The organism is Anaeromassilibacillus sp. Marseille-P3371 (genome assembly GCF_900169665.1).
GTDB lineage: Bacteria > Bacillota > Clostridia > Oscillospirales > Acutalibacteraceae > Anaeromassilibacillus.
This window is the reverse complement of the sequence record NZ_LT835157.1, coordinates 2,892,194-2,916,924: the sequence shown is the minus strand read 5'-3', so window position 1 is coordinate 2,916,924 and position 24,731 is coordinate 2,892,194. Positions and strand designations below refer to the sequence as shown.

At 47.1% G+C, this 24,731-nt stretch carries 29 protein-coding genes, 2 pseudogenes and 1 riboswitch; of the genes and pseudogenes, 9 read left to right on the top strand and 22 right to left on the bottom strand.

The genetic code is table 11. From position 1 onward, the window contains the following. Positions 1–45: 45 nt before the first annotated feature. From B9Y59_RS12260 to B9Y59_RS12235, 6 genes and pseudogenes are all read right to left on the bottom strand, one after another. Entirely contained in the window at positions 46–816 is a 771-nt protein-coding gene (locus B9Y59_RS12260; protein WP_442856185.1) for a thiazole synthase, read from the bottom strand. Between the two features lie 11 nt (positions 817–827). Next, positions 828–1,478: a sulfur carrier protein ThiS adenylyltransferase ThiF gene (gene thiF, locus B9Y59_RS12255; protein WP_085533762.1), complete on the bottom strand. Its 651-nt coding sequence runs from the start codon at positions 1,476–1,478 to the stop codon at positions 828–830. 1 nt (position 1,479) lies between these two features. Further along, entirely contained in the window at positions 1,480–1,677 is a 198-nt protein-coding gene (thiS, locus tag B9Y59_RS12250; protein WP_085534633.1) for a sulfur carrier protein ThiS, read from the bottom strand. 193 nt (positions 1,678–1,870) lie between these two features. Beyond that, a riboswitch (TPP riboswitch) is annotated at positions 1,871–1,974 on the bottom strand. Positions 1,975–2,151: 177 nt separating this feature from the next. Beyond that, positions 2,152–3,239, bottom strand: a pseudogene (gene fucO, locus B9Y59_RS12245) (lactaldehyde reductase). A 367-nt stretch (positions 3,240–3,606) separates the two neighbouring features. Next, complete coding sequence (locus B9Y59_RS12240; protein WP_054324438.1) at positions 3,607–4,557, bottom strand: DUF1848 domain-containing protein; 951 nt, start codon at positions 4,555–4,557, stop codon at positions 3,607–3,609. 101 nt (positions 4,558–4,658) lie between these two features. Then, positions 4,659–5,159 (bottom strand): pyridoxamine 5'-phosphate oxidase family protein, encoded by a 501-nt coding sequence (locus tag B9Y59_RS12235; protein WP_085533760.1) that lies wholly within the window; start codon positions 5,157–5,159, stop codon positions 4,659–4,661. A 522-nt stretch (positions 5,160–5,681) separates the two neighbouring features. On the opposite strand from B9Y59_RS12235, the gene B9Y59_RS12230 reads away from it, so the two are divergent. After that, entirely contained in the window at positions 5,682–6,101 is a 420-nt protein-coding gene (locus B9Y59_RS12230) for a discoidin domain-containing protein (RefSeq protein WP_085533758.1), read from the top strand. Next, on the top strand, positions 6,074–6,472 hold the full coding sequence (locus B9Y59_RS15445; protein WP_143255309.1) for an MGH1-like glycoside hydrolase domain-containing protein: 399 nt from the start codon (positions 6,074–6,076) through the stop codon (positions 6,470–6,472). The genes B9Y59_RS12230 and B9Y59_RS15445 overlap by 28 nt, the downstream gene beginning before the upstream one ends. On the opposite strand, the gene B9Y59_RS12225 is transcribed toward B9Y59_RS15445, so the two are convergent. The 8 genes and pseudogenes from B9Y59_RS12225 to B9Y59_RS12195 form a co-directional block, all read right to left on the bottom strand. Then, positions 6,428–7,111 (bottom strand): flavodoxin, encoded by a 684-nt coding sequence (locus tag B9Y59_RS12225; RefSeq protein WP_242967307.1) that lies wholly within the window; start codon positions 7,109–7,111, stop codon positions 6,428–6,430. The two genes, B9Y59_RS15445 and B9Y59_RS12225, sit on opposite strands and share 45 nt — an antisense overlap. Before the next feature lie 6 nt (positions 7,112–7,117). Then, complete coding sequence (locus B9Y59_RS12220) at positions 7,118–7,345, bottom strand: hypothetical protein (protein WP_085533756.1); 228 nt, start codon at positions 7,343–7,345, stop codon at positions 7,118–7,120. Between the two features lie 19 nt (positions 7,346–7,364). After that, the gene (locus tag B9Y59_RS12215; RefSeq protein ID WP_085533754.1) at positions 7,365–7,904 is read right to left on the bottom strand and encodes a flavodoxin family protein; all 540 of its coding nucleotides are present in this window, start codon (positions 7,902–7,904) and stop codon (positions 7,365–7,367) included. After that, on the bottom strand, positions 7,897–8,859 hold the full coding sequence (locus B9Y59_RS12210) for an alpha/beta hydrolase (RefSeq protein ID WP_085533752.1): 963 nt from the start codon (positions 8,857–8,859) through the stop codon (positions 7,897–7,899). Before B9Y59_RS12210 ends, B9Y59_RS12215 begins: the two co-directional genes overlap by 8 nt. 23 nt (positions 8,860–8,882) lie before the next feature. Beyond that, complete coding sequence (locus B9Y59_RS12205) at positions 8,883–9,743, bottom strand: DUF3737 family protein (RefSeq protein ID WP_085533750.1); 861 nt, start codon at positions 9,741–9,743, stop codon at positions 8,883–8,885. Between the two features lie 187 nt (positions 9,744–9,930). Continuing rightward, positions 9,931–10,500 (bottom strand): aldo/keto reductase, encoded by a 570-nt coding sequence (locus B9Y59_RS12200; protein ID WP_256366520.1) that lies wholly within the window; start codon positions 10,498–10,500, stop codon positions 9,931–9,933. A gap of 43 nt (positions 10,501–10,543) precedes the next feature. Next, entirely contained in the window at positions 10,544–10,666 is a 123-nt protein-coding gene (locus B9Y59_RS16455; protein ID WP_256366527.1) for an aldo/keto reductase, read from the bottom strand. A gap of 147 nt (positions 10,667–10,813) precedes the next feature. Further along, positions 10,814–11,011 (bottom strand): annotated as a pseudogene (locus B9Y59_RS12195) (cyclophilin-like fold protein); the annotation flags it as partial. Between the two features lie 533 nt (positions 11,012–11,544). Between B9Y59_RS12195 and B9Y59_RS12190 the strand changes: the two are divergent. Beyond that, complete coding sequence (locus tag B9Y59_RS12190; RefSeq protein ID WP_085533748.1) at positions 11,545–12,438, top strand: LysR family transcriptional regulator; 894 nt, start codon at positions 11,545–11,547, stop codon at positions 12,436–12,438. Positions 12,439–12,741: 303 nt separating this feature from the next. On the opposite strand, the gene B9Y59_RS12185 is transcribed toward B9Y59_RS12190, so the two are convergent. The 5 genes from B9Y59_RS12185 to B9Y59_RS12165 all read right to left on the bottom strand — a co-directional run bounded on the left by B9Y59_RS12185 (position 12,742) and on the right by B9Y59_RS12165 (position 16,157). Further along, a complete protein-coding gene (locus tag B9Y59_RS12185; RefSeq protein WP_085533746.1) occupies positions 12,742–14,448 on the bottom strand; it encodes a recombinase family protein in 1,707 nt (568 codons plus the stop codon). Next, positions 14,435–14,680, bottom strand: coding sequence for a helix-turn-helix domain-containing protein (locus tag B9Y59_RS12180; protein WP_055040422.1), 246 nt, complete (start codon positions 14,678–14,680; stop codon positions 14,435–14,437). Before B9Y59_RS12180 ends, B9Y59_RS12185 begins: the two co-directional genes overlap by 14 nt. An 88-nt stretch (positions 14,681–14,768) precedes the next feature. After that, positions 14,769–14,966 carry a hypothetical protein gene (locus tag B9Y59_RS12175; RefSeq protein ID WP_055040423.1) on the bottom strand — a complete coding sequence of 66 codons (198 nt, stop codon included), beginning with the start codon at positions 14,964–14,966 and terminating at the stop codon, positions 14,769–14,771. Further along, positions 14,950–15,936: a MobV family relaxase gene (gene mobV / locus B9Y59_RS12170; RefSeq protein ID WP_015534240.1), complete on the bottom strand. Its 987-nt coding sequence runs from the start codon at positions 15,934–15,936 to the stop codon at positions 14,950–14,952. The genes B9Y59_RS12175 and mobV overlap by 17 nt, the downstream gene beginning before the upstream one ends. Before the next feature lie 2 nt (positions 15,937–15,938). After that, entirely contained in the window at positions 15,939–16,157 is a 219-nt protein-coding gene (locus tag B9Y59_RS12165; protein WP_015534241.1) for a hypothetical protein, read from the bottom strand. 118 nt (positions 16,158–16,275) lie between these two features. On the opposite strand from B9Y59_RS12165, the gene B9Y59_RS12160 reads away from it, so the two are divergent. Beyond that, positions 16,276–16,641 carry a hypothetical protein gene (locus B9Y59_RS12160; protein WP_055040424.1) on the top strand — a complete coding sequence of 122 codons (366 nt, stop codon included), beginning with the start codon at positions 16,276–16,278 and terminating at the stop codon, positions 16,639–16,641. Positions 16,642–16,750: 109 nt separating this feature from the next. Here B9Y59_RS12160 and B9Y59_RS12155 read toward each other — a convergent pair whose 3' ends face one another. Together B9Y59_RS12155 and B9Y59_RS12150 are read right to left on the bottom strand one after the other, a co-directional pair. Continuing rightward, positions 16,751–18,124 carry a DNA primase family protein gene (locus B9Y59_RS12155; RefSeq protein WP_055040425.1) on the bottom strand — a complete coding sequence of 458 codons (1,374 nt, stop codon included), beginning with the start codon at positions 18,122–18,124 and terminating at the stop codon, positions 16,751–16,753. Continuing rightward, positions 18,099–18,719, bottom strand: a complete 621-nt coding sequence (locus tag B9Y59_RS12150; protein WP_055040426.1) for a CHC2 zinc finger domain-containing protein — start codon at positions 18,717–18,719, stop codon at positions 18,099–18,101. Before B9Y59_RS12150 ends, B9Y59_RS12155 begins: the two co-directional genes overlap by 26 nt. Positions 18,720–18,952: 233 nt before the next feature. On the opposite strand from B9Y59_RS12150, the gene B9Y59_RS12145 reads away from it, so the two are divergent. The 5 genes from B9Y59_RS12145 (at position 18,953) to B9Y59_RS12125 (ending at position 22,259) form a co-directional block, all read left to right on the top strand. Next, positions 18,953–19,792: a helix-turn-helix domain-containing protein gene (locus B9Y59_RS12145; RefSeq protein ID WP_015534243.1), complete on the top strand. Its 840-nt coding sequence runs from the start codon at positions 18,953–18,955 to the stop codon at positions 19,790–19,792. After that, on the top strand, positions 19,773–20,435 hold the full coding sequence (locus B9Y59_RS12140) for a sigma-70 family RNA polymerase sigma factor (RefSeq protein ID WP_015534244.1): 663 nt from the start codon (positions 19,773–19,775) through the stop codon (positions 20,433–20,435). Before B9Y59_RS12145 ends, B9Y59_RS12140 begins: the two co-directional genes overlap by 20 nt. A gap of 562 nt (positions 20,436–20,997) precedes the next feature. Then, on the top strand, positions 20,998–21,357 hold the full coding sequence (locus tag B9Y59_RS12135) for a PadR family transcriptional regulator (RefSeq protein ID WP_015534245.1): 360 nt from the start codon (positions 20,998–21,000) through the stop codon (positions 21,355–21,357). Further along, complete coding sequence (locus B9Y59_RS12130; protein ID WP_015537323.1) at positions 21,354–21,812, top strand: DUF1700 domain-containing protein; 459 nt, start codon at positions 21,354–21,356, stop codon at positions 21,810–21,812. The genes B9Y59_RS12135 and B9Y59_RS12130 overlap by 4 nt, the downstream gene beginning before the upstream one ends. Before the next feature lie 3 nt (positions 21,813–21,815). Then, positions 21,816–22,259 (top strand): hypothetical protein, encoded by a 444-nt coding sequence (locus B9Y59_RS12125; protein WP_015534247.1) that lies wholly within the window; start codon positions 21,816–21,818, stop codon positions 22,257–22,259. Between the two features lie 588 nt (positions 22,260–22,847). Here B9Y59_RS12125 and rlmD read toward each other — a convergent pair. Next, positions 22,848–24,491: a 23S rRNA (uracil(1939)-C(5))-methyltransferase RlmD gene (rlmD, locus tag B9Y59_RS12115; protein ID WP_085533744.1), complete on the bottom strand. Its 1,644-nt coding sequence runs from the start codon at positions 24,489–24,491 to the stop codon at positions 22,848–22,850. Positions 24,492–24,731 lie beyond the last annotated feature (240 nt).

Sequence of the window (24,731 nt, the reverse complement as noted above, 5' to 3'; positions counted from 1 at the left end):
ACTCTCATTGATCGGTTCATTCTGTTGCATGGCTGTATTCCTCCCTCATTCTCTTAGAAAGCCAGTCAAGGGAGAAGAAGCGCTTGCACCCTTCTCCAACGTGCGCCCAAGCCCAGAAAGATACGCCTTGCGTCCCGCCTCGATCGCCTGACGGAAGGCCGCCGCCATAGTGGGAATATCCCCGGCGGTGGCGATTGCCGTGTTGGCCATTACTGCGGCGGCGCCCATTTCCATGGCTTCGCATGCCTGGGAGGGGCGCCCGATCCCTGCATCCACAATGATTGGTAGATCGATTTCATCGATTAGAATTTGGATAAAATCCTTGGTACAAAGTCCTTTGTTGGTACCGATCGGCGCGCCGAGCGGCATGATACAGGCCGCTCCTGCTTGGACGAAATCCCTAGCAGCATTCAGATCGGGGTACATATACGGCATGACTACAAATCCCTCTTTTGCCAGCACCTCGGTTGCCTTGATGGTTTCGTAGTTGTCCGGCAAAAGGTATTTTGAGTCATGAATGACCTCGATCTTGATAAAATCCCCGCAACCCAGCTCGCGGGCCAGCCGGGCAATTCGAATGGCTTCGTCTGCATTGCGTGCGCCGGAGGTATTGGGAAGCAACGTGACGGACTTGGGAATATAATCCAGGATATTGGCGAGTCCACCCTCATTTGCACGGCGGAGTGCCAGGGTTACCATTTGTGTCCCAGCCTTCTCGATGGCAGCCTGGATGAGCTCCAGAGAATATTTGCCGGACCCCAGAATAAAACGGGAGGTAAAGGAATGTCCTCCGATGGTCAAACGATCGTCTTGCAGCATGTTCATCATCATTCTCCTTTTTGGACTTTACAGATATATTGCACAATGAGATTGGCTTGGTGTGCTGCGCAGAGTATCACGCGGGGAGCCATCAAGCCGTATCCCGGTCCTGGTTCCGCGCTCCCGTCTCCGCAGAGATAAAAGTGGTCGGTAATTCTGCGCGTCTGGATACGGTTGCTGTCTCCATATCCAGCCATACCGGAAGCTGCCACCAGAAAAGTATTCGGAAAAGATTCCAGAATTCCATTCGCTAGCATGGCCTTGGCCTCTGGAGTATCAAAGGCCTCGCAGACGATGTCCTCCTGCGCAAAGAGTTCCAGAAGGTTTTCTTCCGTCACACGGATACAGTCGGTATGAATGTCCAGGTATGGATTAATGTCCAGCAACTCTTCTTTTAATGCGTCGGTTTTAAACATCCCCACATGATGCAAAAGGTACTGCTGCCGGTTCAAATTGGCGATGTCTACGCGGTCAAAATCAATGAGATGCAAATGTCCGACGCCAATGCGTGCTAAAGCGAAGGCAACATGGGAACCAAGCCCGCCAAGCCCCGCAATAGCAACCCGGGCGGTATCCAGCTTTTTTTGGACTGCCGGGGAATGCCGTTCACGCAGGGCAGCATCGATTTGTGCTTGTTGTATCACGGCTTTTGGTTTCACCTCAGCCACCTCCCACAAAATGGACAATTTCCAATTCATCATCCTCTTGTAGCTGAATCGACCCGTATTGTGCCCGGGGGACAATGGTCCCATTTCGTTCGACGGCTACACGGGACGACTGGTATTGGTTTTGGTCCAGATAAGTTTGGAGCGTCATTCCTTCTGTAAGCTCCACCGGCGTTCCGTTGATTCGAATCATACATAACTCCTTTCTGAAAACCAGCTGTGAACAATAAAAAAAGAGTTCACGAAAAAATACACCCGCGGTGGTGTACCCCTTCATGAACTCTCGTTCACTCTCAACTGTTTCGATTCATTTGTTCGCCACTGAGGGCTTGTAAATCACACGAGATTGGAATGCACAGAAAAACGGGAAATGCCATCGCATTCCCCGTAGGATTCTGATATATCCCTACGTTGGCATTATCCAAATCAGGTTATGGGTCGAAGTTAAAAACTTCCTCTCAGCCTATTCATAAGCTCCCCTATTCATTTACTCATTTACTATAACACGCCCAGACGAAATTTGTCAAGTTCTACGCACATGGCTTGTTTACAAAAAGAGAACCACGTCTGTGCATGGCTCTCTTTTTTAGAAAATATAAAATGTTGGAAAGATAAAATCCTCGCGATAGCAGGGAAGAAACAAAGCACATGCAACCTGCAAGGTATTTTACATCAACTTACGGAATAAGCCTTTCAGTTCTTCCACATTGGTGTCCTTTGGATGTCCTGGCCGGCAAGCATCTGCATAGGCCGATTCAGCCGGAAACGGAAGATCCTCTTCCTTCAGTACAGGAGGCTTGGACGGAATTCCCACATCCGCTGAGAGCTTTCGGACTGCCTCCAAAGCAGCCTGGTGGTATTCCTCCTGGCTCATGGCATCCACATTGGCAACTCCCATCGCCCGGGCGATCTCACGATATTTTTCACCCGTACATGCAGCGTTATACTCCATTACAATCGGAAGCATCATAGCGCAGGCGACACCGTGCGGGGTATCGTAGACTGCGCCCAAAGTATGCGCCATGGAAGGGGCAATCCCTAGCCCAACATTCGAGAAACCCATGCCTGCGATATACTGTCCCAACGCCATACCTTTGCGTCCTTCTTTCGTATTCTCCACCACGCCACACAGCGAACGGGAGATGATCTCAATCGCTTCAAGGTGGAACATATCTGTCATTTCCCAAGCAGCTTTGGTGGTGTAGCCTTCGATGACGTGTGTGTGGGCGTCCATACCTGTGGAAGCAGTCAGTCCCTGGGGCATGCTGGTTATCATCTCCGGATCGACCACTGCGATGACCGGTATATCGTGTGGATCTACACAGACAAACCTGCGCTTACGTTCGACGTCCGTGATAACATAGTTGATTGTAACTTCTGCGGCAGTACCAGCAGTGGTGGGAACCGCAACAATCGGAACACAGGGCTTTTTGGTAGATGCGGTTCCCTCCAAGCTGCGGACGTCTTCGCATTCAGGATTGGCGATAATGATGCCAACGGCCTTCGATGTATCCCATGGAGGAGCCGCCACCAATTGCGATCGATGTAGTCTGCCCCGGCTTTTTTAAAGGCCTCCACGCCGTGTTGAACATTTTTACTAGCCGGATTTGCCTTGATGTCTGCATAAATCTCATAGGATAGGTCGGCTTCGTCCAAAAGGCTGGTCACTTTGGTAGTGACTTGAAACTGAAGCAGGTCTGGATCGGTGTAGACAAATGCCTTCTGAAAGCCATGGGCCTTGGCTTCGTTGATGATCTACTGGATGGCCCCCGCTCCATGGTAAGAGGTTTGATTCAACATAATACGGTTTGCCATATCGTTTCTCCTTTTCTTTATCCCCGCTTTGCAGCGAGATTTTTCAGAACATGTGCGTGATGGTTTTCTTAGCCAAAATACGCTCTGTAAGATATGTTCGAAACATCAAAGCCTCCTAAAAGCATGGGAGTAAATTTTTATTTGATCTTATTGGATCGGGTGCTTTTTGAAATGTAAAGTTATAAATCTCACAAAGTGGAAAGAGGGCATGTAAAAAATTTCCTATCAAAATCGGGCAAAAGCCCTAAGAAGTAGAAAAATAAAGAAAAATGTTTTTTCCTATACATCTGTTGAATAGAAAAACCTTTTACCCATCCATCTCTCTGTCAAACCGCAACTGTTCTTCACGGAACGATTGGACATTCCGCTCAATAATGTGGTCCTTTGGGCCGATCTGTCCACAAAGCAGAGGGGAGGTTTCTTTATACAAGCGGACTGTTTCCGCCACTTTCTGTGGGCTGAAATTGGCATAGCAGTATTTACAGCCATTCCCACAGGTGTGATATGCGCCAATATCGATGCTTTCCATACAACCGCAGGTGACGCGTTGGTTTCGGTCCTTTTTTCCACGGAGAGGAACTCCAATGATGCGTTCGATTTGCCGCGCATCAATGCAGTGTCCATGTTGTACGCCCAAATCTTGGAGGTCGATTGTTTCTGAACAGGTTTCCACAACCATACCGTTGTTTGCTGCAATTCGTACCAGATGCTGAACCATGTTGAGTAGGACTTTCCCCTGTGGAGGCGTTATAGAGAGCCCTCTTGTATTGCGTTGTGTTTTGCTATACAAGTCAACAAAGCTGATAACAACTTTTTCGGTACATCCGCGCAGACGCTCTGCAATCTGTGCAAAAGCGTCCAGGTGATAAGAGACTGTATACCGCATATTTAAAAGAATGGGATCGTACCGCCAAACCATTCGGTCCTTCCCAATGCGAGCAGCGAGCGATTGAAAGACAGGAATCAAACAATCTTTTTTGTTGGGTAGGTATGGTTCGATATCCCGGCCATAGCTGGTCAGCGTAAACTGGAAATAGTAGGGGTATGCAGAAAGATCTCCCAGACGGGACAACATATTTTCCGGATTTTTGGTCCAAAACACAATGCAATCCACCACCGATGGGGATAGAGGAATCCGGCTGATTTGGTGGGGATTCATCGGGTTTCGAACGAGGACAAAGCCCTCTTGGAGCCGGTGAATCAACCAATTTACATAGTAGTTTGGAAGATCGGTTCGACGGCTGGCACTGAGGATCATGTTTGGGACCTTCTTTCCATGGGATGGCAAAACGACAACTTTATCAAATTAAATAGAGATGATGGGCAACATATAACGATTGTTAAAGCTGTGGTTATCTGTTAAAAGATGAGGTGTTGTCTGGAGTCGTATCCTTCTTTTTTAAACCCTGACCACAAAAAATCGATGCGGGAAGGAATGATTTTGATGAGGTACAGGACATGGGGCATTTTTTTCAAGTTTTCTGCTTTGATTTTTTTGAATGCAAGCAACTCTAGGTATTCAGCCGACCACGGTTCAATAAGTTCTGCTTTCCCCGTGACCTGCATACCACCAAGCTTTCCAAAGCCTTCATAGGCGTCATAGATCGCAAGACAAACATTGGAATTGCCCTCTAAAGCCTGAAATTTTAAGCCGCCTTCAGAGAGCATCCAAAATGTATGATCTTTATAGGTATACTCAATTGGCGTACAGCGGACAAAATCGCCGTTCCCACAGGCCAAAGCACAGGTATTATGTGCTAAAATAAAAGCCTCCATCTTTTTCAGAAGGGATGACCGTTCCATCTGGATGGCCTGTGCATCCTTTTGTTCCCAATAAGTGGCGGCTTCTTTGTAATTCATCGTGAAATCCCTCTTTTCTAAAATGAAAGGGGCAGATATTCCCGCCCACCAGAATATTTCTATTGATATTTTCTTCACGCTATTCCAGCGCCTTTTCAGAAATAGACGAGCCTGATAACGTTGGCTACGTTCCAGACAAGACGCCCTTTTGCCTTTTTATCATACATCCAATGGTGGCAATCATCAAGTTCCGTTTTTGCTTTGAGAAGAGATCACACAATCTAGGAGGCGGGACAGACACAATGATTTGTATCACCCGCCCAGAAGTTTTGCATGTCTTATTTGGTTATTCTTCGATGGACTTTTCTTTGACCTAATATAGAATAACGTCGACATGATTTATAGGAAATATCACTATTTTGCAATGGTGATATAAAGCGAATCCATATATTAATTTAATGATGATAAAAATTATGTAATATGCTTGTTCTGCGGTAACCAACGAAAATTCAACGCAAGAGGGAGGAGGTTTTATTAAAGGTCGCAAATAAATTTTTGAGAAAGTGGAGGAGGTTGTTCAAGATGAAAGGGAAAGAAGTATCTACATTACTCGCAGTTGCAATAATGGCATCGTATGTTCCATCCATTCAGGCATACGGTGTCGCAGATAACGAACCAAAACAAATCCAATCAATCAACGCCTTTGCAAGTAGTGAACAGGATGATAATGGAGTTCATCGTGTTGCTACCTATGCAATCGACGGGGATGAAGAGATCAGGTGGGCAAATGAATGGCGAGGAATGACTTCTGAGCAGATGAACCACGCATGGCTGACCGTTGACCTGGGGGCAGTGTATGACTTGAGCAAAATTAAGATCTTGTGGGAAGGACAATCGGAATTCAGCCGTACGGGCGCTTGGGCTAAAAAATACGAAATTCAGGTATCGGATGATAATGAGCATTTTAAAACGATATGCCCGCAACAACAATGGGCGGTATGACCCCATTCCAGAGAACGGTACAAGAGATCCGGAGTCCTTCCAGGTGTGCGGACAGGGATCATCCAAAGTACAGCCCAGCCAGTTATTGGAGAAGTCCGGTCTGGATGGATCAGGCGATGTTTGCCGTTGAAGCAATGCACAATTACGGCAGAGATGAAGAAGCGGTTGCATCCGCTTACCGTCTGTTTGACCATGCAAAAGGGCTGCTGGGAGGTGAGCCGATTAACGAAAACTACAATCCGAAAACGGGAGACCGGCTCAACGCCACGAATTTTGGATGGTCGTCGGCTGCATTTTATAAGAGGGATTGCCAATGCTTTTTTTCTTCACCAGTCGAGGGTGTCCACCCACTCGGCCAATGCTTCTTTTGACATCGTGCTGTCTAACCTTGTTCCGGAGAACCATGTAACATCTTCTGAGACCAGATCGTGAAGATTTTCAACGCTAGAGCCAATTTCGCTGCTTCCAGAGGTACAAAATGGTACAATGGTCTTTCCAGAAAAAGAATAACTCTCCAAAAAGGTATAGATAATTTTAGGGGCTTGCCCCCACCAGATGGGATAACCAAGAAAAATGATGTCATATTCACCCATTTGGTCTACAGTTCCTGCAATTTCAGGACGAGAGGCAGGGTCATTTTGCTCTATACTGGTGCGGCTATCTTGATTACTATAATCTAGATCAATCTCTGTATAGGGAGTTGCGGGAACAATCTCATATAGATCTGCAGGGAAGAGTTCTGCTATATATTTCGCAAAAATCTCGGTATGGCCTGTACAGGAGAAATAAGCAACCAGAGCTTTGTTTTTTCTATCAGAGGGAATGGCATGATCTGTTTCTGTTCGTGGAGAGTCCGGTCCTTTTTCTGAAAGTGAATGGGATGAGGTTCCTTGGGATACCCCTGTGACAACACCCTGTTCTTGGCTCTTTAAATGAATTCCACAAGCAGTACATATGAAAATCAGACCTAGACTACAGACAATACTGAAGACAAATTTGATAGATCTCAATAGAATTCACCTCTTGCTCATTTGATAAATTAAAAAGTCCAGGTGGTCGATCCGCTTTTGGTTTTCGTGTACAGCCCGTAATAGAATAGAGCGATGTTTGGAGAGGAGCCGGAGAAGATCGGCTTTTTCTGCTGCCTTTGCCAAAATTACGCACTGCCTGACCATCTCTTGATCGCACCCAGCGTCTATTAAATTTTGGTAGAAAATTCCCCATGTATCGGATGCTTCTGCCATATATTGCCTCCTGCCCCAATTATATCGCTTTCCCCATTTCATAAGCTTTTTGTAGAGCGGAGTGACCTTCAATAGTCCCTGCTGCATCGACTCCATTGCCCAAAATAGTACCAGCCAAATGTGCTTTGGGAAAGCAGGAGATCCAACCGCGTAACCCAGCAATAGCGCCATCTATAGCATGTATGTCTTCCTCCGCTGCAGCGGCCAGCAAGTAAATATCCCGGAAGGAGTAGTTGGAGAAAAAGAGGGGATTGGCGCGGTCCAATAGGGTTTTCATCTGACCAGACATTTCGTAGTAATAGATAGGGGTAGCAAACACAATAACATCAGCGGTACGCATTTTTTGCACAATCATATCTGCATCATCATGGATAACACATCTTTGCGATTCCTGGCAGGTGAGACATCCTTTACAAAAATGAATGGTTTTATCACGGAGAGAAATGTGTTCAGCATAGTTTCCACTTTCCTGTACACCACGGACGAATTCGTCCGCTAAGCGCTCGGAATTGCTATGGCTTCGAAGACTCGACGACACTACTAACACGTTTTTATTCATAAAGCCCCTCCTTTTGATAGGCCATTTTCAAAAATGTATCAATTTTATCAAAAGGGATGCGATCCATACGGTCGTATAGATCGATATGTTCGGCGTCCCTCACGACATATAATTCCTTTGGCTCTTTCGCCTGGGCATAGACCGTTTCGCTGAATGATTTGGAATGCGCTCGATCTCCGACGAGGAAGAGTATGGGACGGGGAGAAATCTCGTCAAGATGGGAAAGCAAGTTATAATTCAGGAAGGGAATGTTGCTGGTTGTGGTGAAACCTCCTCTTGCTCGCTCGTGATGCCCACGCTTCATCGCATAAAAACGGAACCACTCGGCGTTTTGCGCATCCAAATCGGTGGGAACGGTGTCAAGCGGCCTTTCCGGGAATGTAGGAATATACTCGGGTGTATATCCATTCTCAGCATCCTTCCACCGTTGTGCAGCAAGGGTGTTTTTGATCTCTAATATTTGTTCAGGTGATTGTCCCAGTCTGGCTACAGCACTCATATCATACAGACTTGCGGTGATAACCGCCTTGATACGCGTATCCACTTGCGCGGCGGATAAAGCGAAACCGCCGCTACCACAGATTCCGAGGACGGCGATGCGTTTCCGGTCGACAAACGGTTGCAATCCAAGATAGTCCACACCGGCGCTAAAATTCTCTGTAAACAGTTCTGGTGAGGAAATATGCCGTGGTTCCCCTTCACTTTCTCCCATATAGCAGGGATCAAAGGTCAGGACTATGTATCCGCGTTGTGCAAGCTCATTGGCGTAGACACAGGGTCCCTGTTCCTTCACACCGCCATAGGGGGCGCCCACAATGACTGCAGGGTGCACGTGAGACTGGTCGAGAGACTTTGCTGAATATAAATCACCCGCAATCATCAATCCATAACGGTTGGGGTAACGGACATGTACCCTTTTAATCGTTTCATTTAGTGCACAGATGTAATCGCTCATACGGATGCTCCTTTTCTATTTTTTCAAGCGCTTATTTCAGCGTTTTGTCCGCAGGAAACTACGATATTTCCCTTTGCATATGTGTCGTTTAGGATTACCTCGCCGATAGATGGGACATAAATTGTACCGGATAATGGATTTTTTATGCTGACAACTGGTGTTATAATAGTCGCATTTACTTCGGATTTTTCAAAACATAGATCGGTATTGTACATCTCACAATGATCCAGAGTCAGTTTTTTACAATAGCAGAAAGGCTGGGTACCTATTATCTTACAGTTGATGAGTGTAAGACCTTCGGAATACCATGCCAGATATTCACCTTTTAACACGCTGTTCTTTATCGTTACATTTTGTGAGTGCCAGAAGGCGTCTTTGGTGTCCAATATACTGTTTTCGATGATTACATTTTGCGTGTATTGAAAGGCATATTTTCCTTTCAGCTGTACCTCGGAAAAGTGCAATGACTCCGCCCGCAACATAAAATATTCGCTTGCAACGGTACAATGGTGCATTTCAAGATTTTGTACGGACCATCCAAATTCGGCAGAGAGGATATCGCAGTTAGCCAGAACAACATCGTGGCATTCCCGCAGAGCCTTGATTCCGTGCAACTTGCATCCTACAATCTCCATGTGGTCAGAATACCAAAGGGCAGCCCGACAGAAGGAGGTCAACTCGGTATCTCGGATTTTAAGGTTATGATTATGCCAAAATGGATATCGAAGGTTGAAAAAGCAACTTTGAATTTTAACATCATGGCATTCCTTTAGCGCACTTTCTCCATCCATAGGTCCATCGAATGTACAGTTTTTCAGATAGAGTTGTTCTTCGCCATAGAGCGCACGTTCCATATCGAAGGTGTGGTGTTCAATGAGTCTCATATAGGGCCTCCAAGCTCATTTGTAGTTGTTTGAATCTACATGCATCACGAACATTTTTATTAATGCTTCATTTCCGCCGTGAATTCTTCATGGACAGCAGAAGAAACGACTGAGGCTGTCTGTGTTGAAGGGCGTTTTGGTGTAGATTTTTGATCTCTATAAAAACCTTTCTCTATAACCTCTCATCTTATAGGCTCGTTCGTACTGGATTCTTAAGATAATTATAGACACGTCGGACCTCACTTGGTTTGAGAGGGTCCAGCATCTGTGGACGGCCTAAGTCGAGGGTAGCGATCTGTTGCATTTCTTGTGTAGTCAATGTAAAGACCCAAATGGTAAAGTTTTCTTTCATACGGTCTTTGTGGACAGATTTAGGGACGATCGAGACACCACGCTGCATATTCCAGCAGAGAATGACCTGAGCGATGGTTCGGTTGTGAGCTTTTGCAATTTCACGCAATATGGGGTTGGAAAACATGCCGTTCAATCCCTCTGCAAACGTTGCCCAAGCTTGGGGAGCAATCCCATATTCTTTAAGAAGTTCGTCATCCCTTTGATAGAAGGGGTGGAGTTCCATTTGGTTGACTGCAGGAATCACATCGGCATTATTACAGAAATCGATGATGCGGTCAGAACCGAAGTTGCTCACGCCAATGGCACGAATACGGCCCTCTTTATAGAGTCCCTCCATAGCTCTCCAACTTCCATAGTAATCGCCAAAGGGCATATGAATCAGGTACAAATCCAGATAGTCCAAACCTAGACGGCTTAAAGATTCGTCAAAGGCAACTTTCGTTTTTTCATCCCCCTATCTGGTGGATATAAGCCTTTGTCGTGACAAACAGTTCTTCACGGGGAACTCCGGATTTTTGGATAGCTCTGCCGGCTGCTTCTTCGTTTTGATAGGAGCTTGTCGTATCGATAAGGCGATGACCAGCTTAAATTGCGGCCAATACTCTGCTTTTTCACATACGTTGAAATCCGTTATCTGAAAGACGCCGAAGCCCTCTATGGGCATATTCTTACACCATTATTCCGTTTCTGCTGTTTCATAAGGACCTCCTATTCGATCATTCTGCTGCGGTGACTGTAATGACTCCCGCTAATTTTTCGATGCTGTCTTTTCCAGGAATTGCTTGGCCCAGTTCGTACAATTGGTTGCCCTCACCAAAATAATCATAAAACATGACAACGTCCTTCCAAGGCGCGTAATAGTACAAACTACCAGTATCCGCATTTGCTAAGGGCGCATCGCAGACATCCAGCGCCTCTGGAGGGCAGAAGACTTTTTCATTGGTATTAAAGTCGCTGACTTCCCATGTTAATGGGGGTGTTCGTACAGTTCCTTTGCAGCAACACTGTCATTTAATTCGTATACAAGGCTCGTCTCACTATTCTGCACTTGAATTCTCATCTGTGATACCTCCTTTGAATTGGTTTCGCTCTCTGAGAACATAGCTGGGGTTGACGAGGTTAAATCGTTCTGTGTAGTTGTCACGCAGGAAGATTCATTTGATTTTTCCATTTCTTCTTGCCTATCAGCAAGGCCTTCTCGATTTATTCCGGAGGAGATTTCAGGTGGCACTGTCCGATGAGTCCTGTTGCATCCAGAGAGCCAAGCCACCTCAAGGATTATCCGTAAAAAGACAAATATTTTTCCATTTCATTCATCTCGTGGAATGTACCTTTGTGATTTTAGTATACGATTCAAAATGAATGATAGCAAATACTTATATCAAATACGCAACTATGCTTTGCAACTATAGATAAGTGTGATATATTACTTTGTGGAGGCGGTTCTATGGAATTACGTGTATTACAATACTTTCTAGCCGTAGCAAGAGAACAGAGTATCTCTGGGGCGGCGGAATTCTTACATCTTTCACAGCCAACCCTGTCCCGTCAGTTGAAAGACTTGGAGGAAGAACTGGGAAAACAGCTTTTTATCCGTGGTAACCGAAAAATCACATTGACTGAGGAGGGGGTCCTGTTACGGAAGAGAGCAGGGGAAATCCTGGAATTGGTCAAAAAAACTGAGCAGGAGATCGCTTTAAGCGATGATACCGTGGCAGGGGACATTTATATTGGTGCTGGTGAAACCGATGCCATTCGGGTGATCGCAAAAGCAGCTCAACAACTCCAAAGAAAATATCCTGAAGTTCGCCTTCATATTGCCAGCGGCGATGCTGCGGATGTAGTTGAAAAGTTGGATAAAGGGTTAATTGATTTTGGTGTTCTATTTGACCCTCAGGATTTATCAAAATATAATTATTTAAAGATCCCAGAAAAGGATACTTGGGGTGTATTGATGCGACGAGATGCCGCTTTGGCACAGAAAGCATGTATCCGTCCGGAGGACTTATGGGATAAACCCTTGATTCTATCTCGCCAGCATCGTGAAGGGAGTGCTTTGCTTATGTGGCTGAATCGCAGTGAAGCAGATCTTCATATCGTAGCAACATATAGTTTGCTATATAATGGCTCCATTTTGGTAAATGAGGGAATCGGTTATGCCATTACTCTGGATCGAATTATCAATACCAATGGAAGCAATCTTTGCTTTAGGCCTCTAGCGCCAACTCTTCAGGCAGGGTTGTGTGTGGTTTGGAAAAAATATCAAGTATTTACTAAAGCAGCAGAGTTGTTTCTAGATAGTTTACAACAAACGATACGTACAACGGACCGACAAAATTGAAAACACCGCACCAGAGATTTTCCTGGTGCGGTGTTTTTGTCTCATAAAAATGTTGTTTATTTTCCGGTGTATTCGAAGGATTCTATATGTGATCATGAATGGTTTTCTTATTGGCAAAAGCCAACAATCGCTTTTAAAGCACTTGCCAGCAAAGATCGTGTCAATTAAAAGGAAAAAGACCTTTTCTATTACGTAAGAAATATTGGAATACTTAAGTTCGTTGGAATGGTATTTTCAAGGATGCTGGTGAACAGAATCATTTATACAAAAACTCATCTGTTCTGAGATAGAAAGAGCCATCGGTCAATGAAACGGGAAATTACCGATAGGTTCATCTGTGCTCCGCTTGGATAATAAACATACCGTCTCGACCATTGTTTCATTTTCCAAGGGCAATTCTGTCACTTCTGTTCCATTCACCGGGACAGGGAAGTTGAAGATAATCTTCCTAATCCAGTTGCCATCCGGCTGCTTTTCCGGGAATAACTCAATCCGCTCAATAAACGCCCGCATGAACTCCTTCCGCTCCACTTCGGAGGCTGCTTCATAGACCTGATCGAATGCCAGCAACAGGCGGTAGATATTATTACCCGAAATTTTCTCCTGCCGGATGCTCCGTATCTGGCTTTGCACATCGTCAATCTGGACTTCAATCTCATCTATTCTACCATATTGCTCGTCATAGCGACGCTGCAAATCAGAAATTTTCCGGTCATAATACGGGTCATTCACATCCAAACCGTCCATCTGCCGTTCCAGGCGGGCTTTTGTGCCTAACGTCTGCCGAAGCTGCGCTTGCAACGCTTCCAGCTGTTTCTCTAAGTCGTTCGTATCGACAGCGGAGCCAATTTTCGCCTTGATTGCATCCGCAAACCGTGGGTCGCTGACCATAGCGGAGATAATTGACGCTACCATGCGGTTCATCTCTGTCTGTTCAATGTTCAGCCGGAAAGTGCACTCGTGGCCTGTTGGCGTTACCGTATTCTTGCAGTAATAGTAATAGCGGGTCTTTTTGTCCTTGCTGTGGGCTTTTGCAATATTCCCATATAGGCTTTTACCACAGCAGGGGCATTTCAGAATGCCGGACAGAATATGCGCATGGGTAGGATCGTTGACCTTCTCGCGCCGATAAGCATTGACTTTCCGTTTCTCCTGCGCGAGATTCCAATCTTCTTCAGAAATGATAGCCTCGTGCTTTCCCTCGTACACGGGAAACTCCGACTGTTCAACCACGTGCATCTCATTCCGGGTACCAATCTTCTTCTCTGTCCGGCGTCTGCCATAGGCAATTTTCCCCATATATACCGGATTGTCAATGATACTTTTCACAAAGCTGGCGGAAAAACCGGGAATGGTGCCGTTCTGCCGCAGCTTCTTCACAAAGCCCTGCCGGTTCAGATATTTCGCCACACCGCTGACGCCATCGTTGGTGTGAATATAGCGGTCAAAGATGGTGCGGATCACGTCCACTTCATCCTCAGCAATCAACAGTTCGCCTTTTTCAAGACGGTATCCATAAGGGGCAAAGCCGCCGTTCCATTTTCCTTCACGGGCTTTCTGCTCCCGTCCGGCCATCGTCTGTGTCCGAATATTTTCACGCTCTATCTCTGCCACCGCAGAAAGGACAGAAATCATCAGCTTGCCGGAATCTTTGGAACTGTCAATGCCGTCTTCCACACAAATCAGATTGACACCGAAATCCTGCATCAGCTGCAAGGAATTCAGAACGTCAGCGGCATTCCTGCCAAACCGGGACAGCTTGAACACCAGCACATATTCCACACCGTCTTTGCCGTCCTGAATGTCTTGCAGCATCCGCTGAAATTCGTGCCTGCCCTGAATATTCTTGCCGGAAAAGCCTTCATCAGAATATTCACCAGCCACTACCATATCTTCGTATTCAGCGTATTTCCGCAGTTTGTCTCGCTGAGCATCCAGACTGTATCCGTCCACCTGCATGGAAGTAGATACCCGTGTGTAGAGATAGCATTTTGTTTTAGTTTTTTTCATGCAGGCCGCCCCTTTCTTCCATCTCTGAACATTCATCCGTAACTTTCTTCTTCGCCAGACCTTCATTCTGAATGTAGTACTCCAACAAACGGAGCACATATTCCGGCGCATGGCGGTTATCCAGTTCCCATTCTGTCACAGTCCGATAGGGAATCTGAAAATATTTACAAAATTCCTTGCGATTCATGCCAGTGCTTTCCCGCAATTCTTTTATTTTGGTTTTGCAGTCCATTTCATTTACCCCATAAAGCAAAAATACACGTTGCGTATTTATTATAGCATACGCCAAACAAATACGCAACGTGTAAATTTAATTTATATCAAGCGGCTTTGTCAAATTCCTGATACACAGGAACGGGTTGCTTTCCTGATACCGCAGACTGTGTACGGCCATCCTTCTCAGTCTCCTGCATCTGCCCCAACAGCTGTGGCCCGTACTTCTGCAACAGCCGCGCCATCACATCAACACAGCGGTCAAATGCCGCATTATATTTCGGATCATCATAAACTTTGCTCAATAGGCCGCTCCTTTCCTCTATGGCTGCTCTGCGCATAGATGTTCAAAACTTCTGCCGGTATCTGTTCCAAAATCGCCACGGCACTGTCATAGTCGCGCCGCAGCTTGAGGTCTTCGATCTGCTTTAGGGTGCTGACCTTCTGCGCCGATGCAAGAGATTCTTCCAGCTCGGCATTTTTCGTTTTCAGCTTTTTGTTTTCGGATGCTGTTTTCGTAAAAGCCACGCCATATTTCCGCAGCAGCGTGTCCATCTTCTCCACGCTGGGAATATAGCTATCCAGAATCTTGCAGATTTCCTCCGCCCGGCTTTTGGCGTTAAAGGGATTGATTCCAGTGAGCAGATCCTCCAGTTTGCTTTTCTGTTTGGTCAGTCTGGTCATCTCCTTAAATACGCGGGGCGGGATATGGTCGCGCCCGGTCAGGCTGGCGCTCTCGCCACGCTCCAAATCTGGAAACTTCTTGACCATGTGTTTCCAAAACTCATCCTGCCACCAGGTCAGCTTCTTTTTATTGCCCATGATGTCTTTGGCGCTGAGCCTGCCATCCTCCGTCAAAGGGACAAAACAAAGGTGCATATGGGGCGTTTTCTCGTCCATATGCACCACGGCGGATATAATTGTCTCTTTGGACTGATGCTGTTCCAGAAAGTGCAGAGCTTCCTCGAAAAATACCCGAATTTCCGCCCGTTTCTTTCCCTTAAAGAACTCCGGGCTGGCTGTGAACAGCGTCTCGATCATACGGATACTGTCTTTCCGGGTACGGCATCCGGCAGCGGCAATTTGCCTCTCTGACTCGGCCCGGTACTTGCCGGGCGGTTTGACCAGATGGAAGTTGTACTTGCTTCGGCTGGTATCCACATCGGGATTACTGGCGTACTTTTCCTTTGTGCGCTCGTTATGGGCCTCGATATTGCCGATTTCAGGCCCCTTATATTTGGCAAATCGCATAATCGCGTATTGTGCTTTTTCCATACTCAATCCCTCCGTTTCTGCCAGACAATGTCATATCCCAGCACGTCAGCCAACTCCACGGCCTCCCGATACCGCAGCGATTCCCGCTGCAATTTTCCGGAAAGATTGGATACGCTGTCGCTCCACCCATACTCATCGTGCAGCTGGTCAACGACTTCCTGCATGGTGTAACCGGCGCGGATGATCTGCGCCTTGATTTCGTTTCGGATACTTGACTTCATAAAATATATTCCTCCATTTTCGCAAGTGAAGCCCTTTGTCACTTGATAGATAAAACATGATTTTCGGTTGCGTCATAAAAAGAACCGGCTACGCTGGGGAGCGCACCGGCTTTGGTCAATGGTGAAATTTGTGCAAATGCTGTTTTGCGATAGAAATGATTCCCTGCGTATCGTTGGTCAACGGCGGAATATTCGACTTCACAGAAATGCGGGACTTTTCACTGTTCGGGCTGTATTGTCACAAAATGCTGCAATCTGTACGTCGTTCCGTGAGCCGCCATCCGGCGAACTGTATACGGATAAAAGAGAAACATTTCGCTGTTTTGAGATTGCTCTAAAATATGCCTGCAAAATTACCGCTTTTACTGACCGCTTCAGGTGTGGTCAAAATGACCACACCTATTTCACAGCACAAAAGCGCGAAGAATTTCACGGTTCTGGTGGTGGACAAAATATCCATAACCACTTTTACACATCAAAATAGGTGTACCCAAAATGGGCACGACCACTTTATCCAAATGAAGCGCCTCTACAATATATGAGGTAACAGGGTCAATCGCTGCGTACATACGTACCGGCGACCAGATCGGAAATCAATCCCGCCAGTCTTCCGGTACGTACGTACACTGTGAAGCGTCCGTAAACTCGTTTATATGCGGCCTTGCCACTGCCTCGATCCCCATAAAGCCCCATACCCGGCGTCCTGCCGAATTGGTAATCGTGTTGCAGTGTTCCAGATTGTACTTACCGCAGGCTGCCACCAGCGCATCGCTGAAGCTGCGGCGTTTGAGTGCAGTCAGGCTATTTTCCTCGCACCACATCCGGTAAATGTCGTAGCAATCCTTTGAACTGATGGACGCATCCGCTTTCAGCCGGATATAGCCCTCGGATTCCAGAAAATCAAACACGTTATTGTTGTCCCGCTTGACGGCCTCCCGGTTCTCTCTGGTGCGCTGGCTCTCGGTGAACTTGAAGTTGTTCGCTACCAACCGCTGCAATCCCGCAAAAGCCCACAGCAGAATGCCCTCCACCTCGGCCTTCATCTTCTCTGCCAGGTCGGGATCATCCACACGGTCGGCAGGTTTCTCTTTGGCGGTCAGCACCAACTGCCGCCGATAAAAGCCATCACTGCGGTCAAAGAGAGCCTGCAAGTCGCCATTGCTGAATGCCAGCAGCCGGGCGCACATCCATCCCTGATAGCTCTGCTTGCCTTTACGCTCCAAATCCATTTTACCCTGTGCGGTGACGATGGATTTGACATAGTTGGTCTGCCGCAGTGCCTCCATCCGCATATCATCGTCCACACACAGCAGAATGTGTTCCAGATCAGCGCGGGCAAAACGGTTCTCGGAAATTTTGCCGATGCTGCCGTCCTTCATGTTGCTGCCGAACAGGGCGGACAGCACCGCGCCGATCTGGCTCTTACCCTCGCCGCCATTGCCCTTAATGACCATCATGCGCTGTCCCTTGTTGCTGGGGATCAGGCAGTAGCCGATATATTCCTGCAAAGTGGGAATGTCCTCCGGGTAAAGAAGCCCATACAGAAAAGCCAGCCAGCGGGTCGGCGTGGGCGCATCGGGATTATAGGCCACCGGCAGGCGGCAACGCACGATGTCCGGTTTTCCCTCCGTAAAGGAGCCATCCAGAAACAACGTGCCGTTTGCCAGATGAATGCGGTCAGCCTCCGGCGGGAAATCCTCTACCAGCGCCGCCAGCTTCATCAGCTCCACGATATTGCTGATTTTGCGGGGGATATTGCTGACCGCACAGCATTTCAGTTCCTCAAAAATTTCTCCACGCAGTGGCAGCTCATCGGTCACGCGGCCATCAGGCGTGAAAAAAGCCCCGTTTGTGTAGATGATTTTGTGTCTGCCGAGAAAATCATCACAAAACAGGGCTTCATTGATACTCTTGCCGTCAAACCAGATGGGCTGGTTGGCCTCACGCGATTGCTCGTTCTTCGCCACGGTGCTGCACCTCCTTTTCCAGACGTCTGAGCCGCTGCTCCAGCGCGGTGATAGTGCCGTCCTTCAGCAGCATATCCACCGCTTTCACACGCTGCTTCAGTTCCGCAAACATGAGAACGTCCAACAAATCATTTACATACTCGATCATATGACAGGCTTCCACAAAGCGGTCATCCAGTTCATCCTCCGGCGATTGCGGGGCATATTCGACCTTCCAGCGTTCCAGCAGATGCAGATAATCGCAGAGCACCCGCTGGCAGTGTATCTCATCGTTGCGGAAATCCTGCGCCAGCGGATAGGGCTTTTTCAAAGCCATCGCTGCCGGGGGCTTGTCCGGGTCGATGCCAAAGTCATAGGCCAGCTTCTTTGCGGCCTCGTAGCTGCTCAGGCCGAACAGCCGCGCCACAAAATCGATCACATCCCCGGTAGCCCCGCAGCCAAAGCAATAGAAATAATCCCTGTTCAGCTTCATGCTGGGATGCCGGTCATCGTGGAAGGGGCAGCAGATCATATCGCCCCGGTTGACCTTACAGCCGTAGTATTCGGCGGCCTGCTTCACGGTGACAGCGGATTTTACAGTTTCAAATAAATTCATAGGCTTTGTCCTCCATTATTTATTGACGGTATCTGCCCGTCTGCCTGAATATACGGGGAAAAAGCCTATAAACCGAAAAATCCGCTAAAAGTGCAAGAAATGAAAAAACGCCGCCCTGAAATCTTGCAAAAATGCAAGACCTCAGAGCGGCGAAGCCAGCGGAAAGCATTTGCCCGCGCTGGTTTTATCAGGTATAATGGATAAAGAGAGTTTTCAGAAGAGAGGTGCGTCACATGGAGGGAGCCTATCTGCCCGGCAATATCCGGCAGCGGATGCAGGAGCTTATGAAGGAACATAAAATTACCCAGGCACAGCTGGCGACCCGCATCGGCAGCACCGAGAGCGCCATCAGCCGGTTTGTCAGCGGTAAGACTGATAAGATCAGCACAGAACATTTGCTCCGCATTGCGAAAGTGTTTGAAGTCTCCACAGATTTCCTGCTGGGGGAAGTCAACACGCCCGACCGGACAAATTTTGATATTGAAGAACTGGGCCTGTCGGTGCAGGCGGCGCGGAATCTGTACACCGGAAAAGCCAATGCAGAGATCGTCAACCGCCTTTTGGAAAGCCCTCGCTTTGCAGAAGTCACCTATATGATTGAGCAATATTTTGACGATACGCTGGCCGCCGGTTTCGCCGGACAGAACCAGATGCTTACTACTCTCAGCGCCATGCTACGCCGAAACAATAAAACAGACGCTGCGGTGCAGGCGGCCAGAACTGTCAACCGGCAGAAAGTTCCCGTATATCAGGCAGACCTGACGATGATACAGAACACATTTATGGCGGCGCTGCGGGAAGTGAAGAAAGAGATCGGCAACGATTTCACAGCAGCGCAGTCCTTGACCAAGGGCATCACTCAGCAGATGTTTACCGAACTCACCAAAGGGGCGGATGTTCATACTCCGACCATCACGCCCGAAATGATTTCCGCCGCCGTCACCCAGAGCGCAGCGGGGATGGACGGTGTGCAAAAGGAAGCATTAGACAAGTTCGGTCAGGCGCTGACGGAATTTCTCCAATCCACCTTAGACCACGCGCAGGAGAAGCAAAATGCCGACCCGGAGCAATGAGCAGCTGTGCAGACTGGCACAGAAAGGGGATACGGCTGCCCGTGACATTCTGCTGGAAAAGAATCTGGGATTCATCCGAAAAATTGCGCTGGAGCAATACCGAAACATGGGGCTGGATGAAAATGATATTGGAATTGATTTGGATGATTTGATGCAGGAGGGAAGTATCGGCCTGCTGAACGCGATCCCTTTGTTTGATGCCGGACGGGGCATGAAATTTCTGACCTATGCAGCACCGGCGCTCCGCAACGCCATGACGGACTGCATCCGCGCCGCCCTCGGTTTATTTGAGCAACGGATGGTGGATAAGAAAGACGCCCCCGGCTTCCAGAGAGTATATCTGGATGACGTTCTCTCAGAGGATGAACGGATGCTGCGGATCGAAGCCATAGCCGACCCTCACACCCAAACGCCGGAGCAAATCTATATCCAAAAAGAGCAGCTGATAGAATTGTATGCGGCGCTGGACAAGCTGACAGCCAGAGAGCAGACCTATCTGCTGTACCGCTATGGCTTTACCGATGGAATCGAGCACCCGCTGATCGGCGCGGCGCTCCATTTCCATCTCAGCGAGAGCCGGACAAAGAAGGTGGAGGGCGAGGCGATGGACAGCCTGCGCGGAAAGCTGCCGTGGTGGTTCTGATACGATGGGAAGCAGCGGCTGACGGGGGCTTTGATATACCTTTGTTCCGCAAATGACACGGCTGACAGACAGTGCTTGCCCGCACCGCCTGCCAGCCTTTTTCTGTCGCTTATGCTGCCCCGCAAGGGGCAACCTTTCCCGCCAGAACGCCGCAACTGTGGCCACACTTTTCAGGGTGTGCTACAATTCCGGCTGCCATCTGCTCCACAAAGGTATAACACACTAGACTTTCCTACGGAAAATCGTGTGCCACGAAACCGCCGGTTTCTTTGGATTCTTCCGGTCAAAGGGGAACACTATCCCCTCTGAACACCCCAGACAAAGGAGAACGCTGTTCCCTTTTGGAATCCCCTTGCCAATAGGGATGCTACCGCCCTATTGAATGATTTAGATAAAAAACAAAATAAAGCATAGTTTGCCAGCACACCGCTATTCTGTCATTACCTTACACAGACATCTTGTAACTTTTTCGTTAAGCCTATTGACTCTGATACTTCGGAAGAGATATAATATAGTTGCTACTTAGCGAGCCTAAATAGCAAAGCTAAAGAGAGGCGACGATATGAATAACAAATATGTCCAGCAATTCAAAAAAGGCTCTCTGGAAATGATACTTTTGTGCCTAATCGGACGCAAGGAAACTTATGGATATGAAATTATAACTGAATTGAACAATAGTGCGTCTGTTTTGGGATATGCGAAAGAGGGAACCATTTACCCCATTTTGTATCGTTTGCAGGAAGCAGAACTAATCAAATGCCGATTGGCTCCGGCTGCGGCAAATGGCGGCTCAAAAAAGTATTATTCTTTAACGGATAAAGGCAGGAATGTACTTGATGAACTAATCTTATTTTGGTCAAGCTATGAAAACTGCGTAAACGGCTTTATAGAAAGTTATCAACAAGCGAGGGTATCCAAATGAAAGAACAATATATCAAACAGGTTGAAAAGGAACTATCTTTACCACGCAAAATGAAAAAAGAGGTTGTACGTGACTTGAATGAAGTTTTTGCGTCTGCTATGGAGCATGGAGAAACAGAGCAGCAGATTATCCAGCGTTTGGGGACGCCAAAAGAATTTGCAGACAGCACCGCAGAACAGTTTGGCATTGATAACACCAAATCGAAAAAACGGAACGGTATCATTTCTACTCTTGCTGCGCTTGTTATCGCGGCTGCTGCCTTTTCGGTATATGCTGTTACACAATCAGGAAAAGTACCAGAAGGAGCAATCGGACAAGCCGACGCGACAACAAATATACAGATTGAGGGCGCGTTTGCCTTTGATATTTCGCAAATCCTTTTGGCTATTGGGTTTGCAGCAACAGCTATTGCTCTTTTGTTAATTATCCGAACCATACACAAAAACAGGAGGTAACCAATGAAGAAATATATTTCTGTATTCACAATCATGATTATGATTTTTTTGGCTGCGTGTTCTAATCAAAATACCTCATCTACACCGACAAGCAATGAGAACAATACGCAATCTAATAGTGTTACAAAATTGGACGAGGGTGTTTGGCCTGAGAATGAGTACACAGAGGGGCTTCCTGTTGCGCCTGGTACGGTTGCATGGGCTACACTTGATACAGAACATGAGAATTGTAATATCAACCTTACCGGTATTAGCGAAAACGACTATAACGAGTATATGGAGCTTTTGAACCAAGAAGGCTTTTCCGTAATTGAAAATGTGTCAGAGGAAATCGAGGGAGAAAACTATGTTTCTATCGGGACACTTTTATCAAACGACGAAAAGTGGTTAAGTATCAGCTACATACCCAATAGTCTAACTATCTACATTTCCTTTGACAATAACTGAAAGAGATCACGGAATAGCAAAGCCAGCCGAGCCAGTCAACGGTCAAGATGAACGGCGCAAGCGCCGCCGTTGACAGCCCCGCCCGCCTTTGCAGATAGGCAATCAAGGGGCGACAGCAAGGAGTGCTGCCGCCCACAGTATTATCAGAGAGGGAGAATTCTATGAGAAATCGGATTGTAAAAGTGACAGAAGTTGTAGTCAGAAGCGCTTTTTACATCATCTCAAACTATGTATTTGTTAGCATGGGACTATCATTTCATACTCAATGGATTTCAATTCTATTTTTGCTTTCAATGGTATGGTCTACTATTGATTACGGAAAGTCCATAAATGAAATAATCGAAAAAAAGGTAATTGCTGAAATACTATGTATATGTTGCATTGCACTGAGTATAGCGATGGCATATTTTGTGGGATATATTCAAGGAGCATTCGTTTCCCTCTGAAAATACAGGGCCACAACTTTCCGCTTAATATATCAGTATGGAACAAGTTATCAAAAAGTCATGAATGCTCGTAGCTCACCGGCCCGGCCAGCAAAAGCAGTAAATCTGAAATTGATTTACTGCTTTTTTGCTCAATAGACTCTTAAATCATCTGAAAATATTTCAACGCATCCCTGATCGCCGCTTCCTTCTCCGGCGGACATTTTGGCACTTTAGCATCTTCCTTCTTTGACAGATTATAATTTTGCCCCACATCCAGCCCGCACTTGCGCTTTATTTGCGAGATGTAGAGGGAAGACACCTTCAAGCCAGTATGCTCCAACACATACGCCTTGATCTGCTCGTAGGTCGCCCCCTTCTGGAACCCGGACATATCCATATCCTCCAGTGAGAACTCCACACGAACCTTCTTCGAGTCGATTTCTCCCTTGGAAAGCAAGACAACCGTCTCGACATGTGCTGTCCTAGGAAACATGTCTACGGGTGTGAGTTCTTGGGGGATATAATGTAAATCGGCTAAAATACGCAGATCACGCGCTAAGGTAGCAGGATCACAGGAGACATAGACAATCCGTTTTGGTGACATTTGCACTACGGTACGCAACAATTCCCCAGAACAGCCCTTGCGTGGAGGGTCGAGAATGACGACATCCGGATATTCTCCGCGTTGTCTTAACATGAATGCAGCTTCTGCTGCATCCATGCAAAAGAATTCTGCATTGGTGATATGATTGCGCTCCGCATTTTTAATTGCATCTTCAACCGCAGAGGGGACAACCTCTACACCGATTACACGCTTCGCCTGTGCAGCCATTGAAAGGCCAATGGTCCCGGTCCCGCAGTAAAGGTCTAGCAGCGTTTCGTGTCCAGTCAAACCTGCGTAAACTGCCGCCTGTCGATACAAGCGTTCTGCCTGCGTGCGGTTGACTTGATAGAAAGAGAGTGGTGAAATATGAAAGTCCAGATCACACAGACGGTCTGTAATGTAATCTTGTCCCCAAACGACGCGGTTTTTCTTACCCAAAACCACATTCGTCCTCTCGCGATTGGTATTGATCATCACGCTTTTTAGGCCAGGTATCCTTTCTCGTAAAAGACGCACAAGAATATCTTCCTTATGCACTCCGTTCCCATTGACCACCACACAAACCATCTCCTCGCCAGTAGCCTCAGCCTGGCGAAGATAAAGGTGACGTAAGCGCCCCTTTCCGGTTGCTTCATTGTAAGGTTCATCGCCACTCAGAGCAGCCCAGGTACGGAAGGCATCCATAGCGGCTTGAAAAGAAGGAGGCTGCAATTGACAGTATGCACAGTCGATAATGCGATGACTATGATTCGCATAGAATCCCATGGTTAGCTCTCCATCCGGCGTCCTGCCGATGGGAATCTGCGCTTTATTCCGATATCCATCCGGCTGTTCAGCGCCAAGAATCGGATGGATGAGAATATTTTGAAATCCTCCAATGCGTTCGATTGCATCCCGTACACGCTGTTCTTTAGCACGGAGTTCTTCCGCATAATGAATGTGGCGGAAGACACAGCCCCCACATTTTTGAAATTGCGGGCAGTCGGATTGTATTCGGGCAGAAGAAGGAATCAGGATATGCTCCATTTTTCCAAAGGCATGGGTCTTAGCGACTTTGAGAATACGCGCCTCTACGGTATCTCCGACCGCTGTCAGGGGGATAAAAACTGCCATACCATTCCAGTGGCCAATTCCACTTCCTTCCGCAGTATATCCGGTGATTGAAATCTCAACAAGATCATTCTTTTTTAGACTAGTCATTTTGGATTTAAAAACTCCTTTGTCAATGCGACGGTGAAATATACAACACCGTTTGATACAAATCGTTGTGTTTATTGTACCACAGTTTGCCAAAAAAGCCGACAGCTTTTTGCCCTATTTGAAGAGTCCCGCTCAGGGAAACTATATGATTTATTGCTTTACTAGGAAAAATGGCAAAGGGACTCCAAAACGTGTCGTTTTTGAGTAAATACATACTATGATCGTATAAACTCAGAATAT

Bases quoted from the DNA above. Each gene is read 5' to 3' on its own strand.
- B9Y59_RS12135 (WP_015534245.1), top strand. From the start codon at position 20,998: ATGAATAACAAATATGTCCAGCAATTCAAAAAAGGCTCTCTGGAAATG.
- B9Y59_RS12230 (WP_085533758.1), top strand. From the start codon at position 5,682: ATGAAAGGGAAAGAAGTATCTACATTACTCGCAGTTGCAATAATGGCA.
- B9Y59_RS12235 (WP_085533760.1), bottom strand. From the start codon at position 5,159: ATGAATTACAAAGAAGCCGCCACTTATTGGGAACAAAAGGATGCACAG.
- B9Y59_RS12165 (WP_015534241.1), bottom strand. From the start codon at position 16,157: ATGAAGTCAAGTATCCGAAACGAAATCAAGGCGCAGATCATCCGCGCC.
- B9Y59_RS12210 (WP_085533752.1), bottom strand. From the start codon at position 8,859: ATGAGCGATTACATCTGTGCACTAAATGAAACGATTAAAAGGGTACAT.
- B9Y59_RS12180 (WP_055040422.1), bottom strand. From the start codon at position 14,680: ATGGACTGCAAAACCAAAATAAAAGAATTGCGGGAAAGCACTGGCATG.
- B9Y59_RS12145 (WP_015534243.1), top strand. From the start codon at position 18,953: ATGGAGGGAGCCTATCTGCCCGGCAATATCCGGCAGCGGATGCAGGAG.
- B9Y59_RS12185 (WP_085533746.1), bottom strand. From the start codon at position 14,448: ATGAAAAAAACTAAAACAAAATGCTATCTCTACACACGGGTATCTACT.
- thiS (WP_085534633.1), bottom strand. From the start codon at position 1,677: ATGATTCGAATCAACGGAACGCCGGTGGAGCTTACAGAAGGAATGACG.
- B9Y59_RS12160 (WP_055040424.1), top strand. From the start codon at position 16,276: ATGGTGAAATTTGTGCAAATGCTGTTTTGCGATAGAAATGATTCCCTG.
- mobV (WP_015534240.1), bottom strand. From the start codon at position 15,936: ATGGAAAAAGCACAATACGCGATTATGCGATTTGCCAAATATAAGGGG.
- B9Y59_RS12240 (WP_054324438.1), bottom strand. From the start codon at position 4,557: ATGATCCTCAGTGCCAGCCGTCGAACCGATCTTCCAAACTACTATGTA.
- B9Y59_RS12205 (WP_085533750.1), bottom strand. From the start codon at position 9,743: ATGAGACTCATTGAACACCACACCTTCGATATGGAACGTGCGCTCTAT.
- rlmD (WP_085533744.1), bottom strand. From the start codon at position 24,491: ATGACTAGTCTAAAAAAGAATGATCTTGTTGAGATTTCAATCACCGGA.
- B9Y59_RS12130 (WP_015537323.1), top strand. From the start codon at position 21,354: ATGAAAGAACAATATATCAAACAGGTTGAAAAGGAACTATCTTTACCA.
- B9Y59_RS12150 (WP_055040426.1), bottom strand. From the start codon at position 18,719: ATGAATTTATTTGAAACTGTAAAATCCGCTGTCACCGTGAAGCAGGCC.
- B9Y59_RS12125 (WP_015534247.1), top strand. From the start codon at position 21,816: ATGAAGAAATATATTTCTGTATTCACAATCATGATTATGATTTTTTTG.
- B9Y59_RS12140 (WP_015534244.1), top strand. From the start codon at position 19,773: ATGCCGACCCGGAGCAATGAGCAGCTGTGCAGACTGGCACAGAAAGGG.
- B9Y59_RS12190 (WP_085533748.1), top strand. From the start codon at position 11,545: ATGGAATTACGTGTATTACAATACTTTCTAGCCGTAGCAAGAGAACAG.
- B9Y59_RS12220 (WP_085533756.1), bottom strand. From the start codon at position 7,345: ATGGCAGAAGCATCCGATACATGGGGAATTTTCTACCAAAATTTAATA.
- B9Y59_RS15445 (WP_143255309.1), top strand. From the start codon at position 6,074: ATGCCCGCAACAACAATGGGCGGTATGACCCCATTCCAGAGAACGGTA.
- B9Y59_RS12215 (WP_085533754.1), bottom strand. From the start codon at position 7,904: ATGAATAAAAACGTGTTAGTAGTGTCGTCGAGTCTTCGAAGCCATAGC.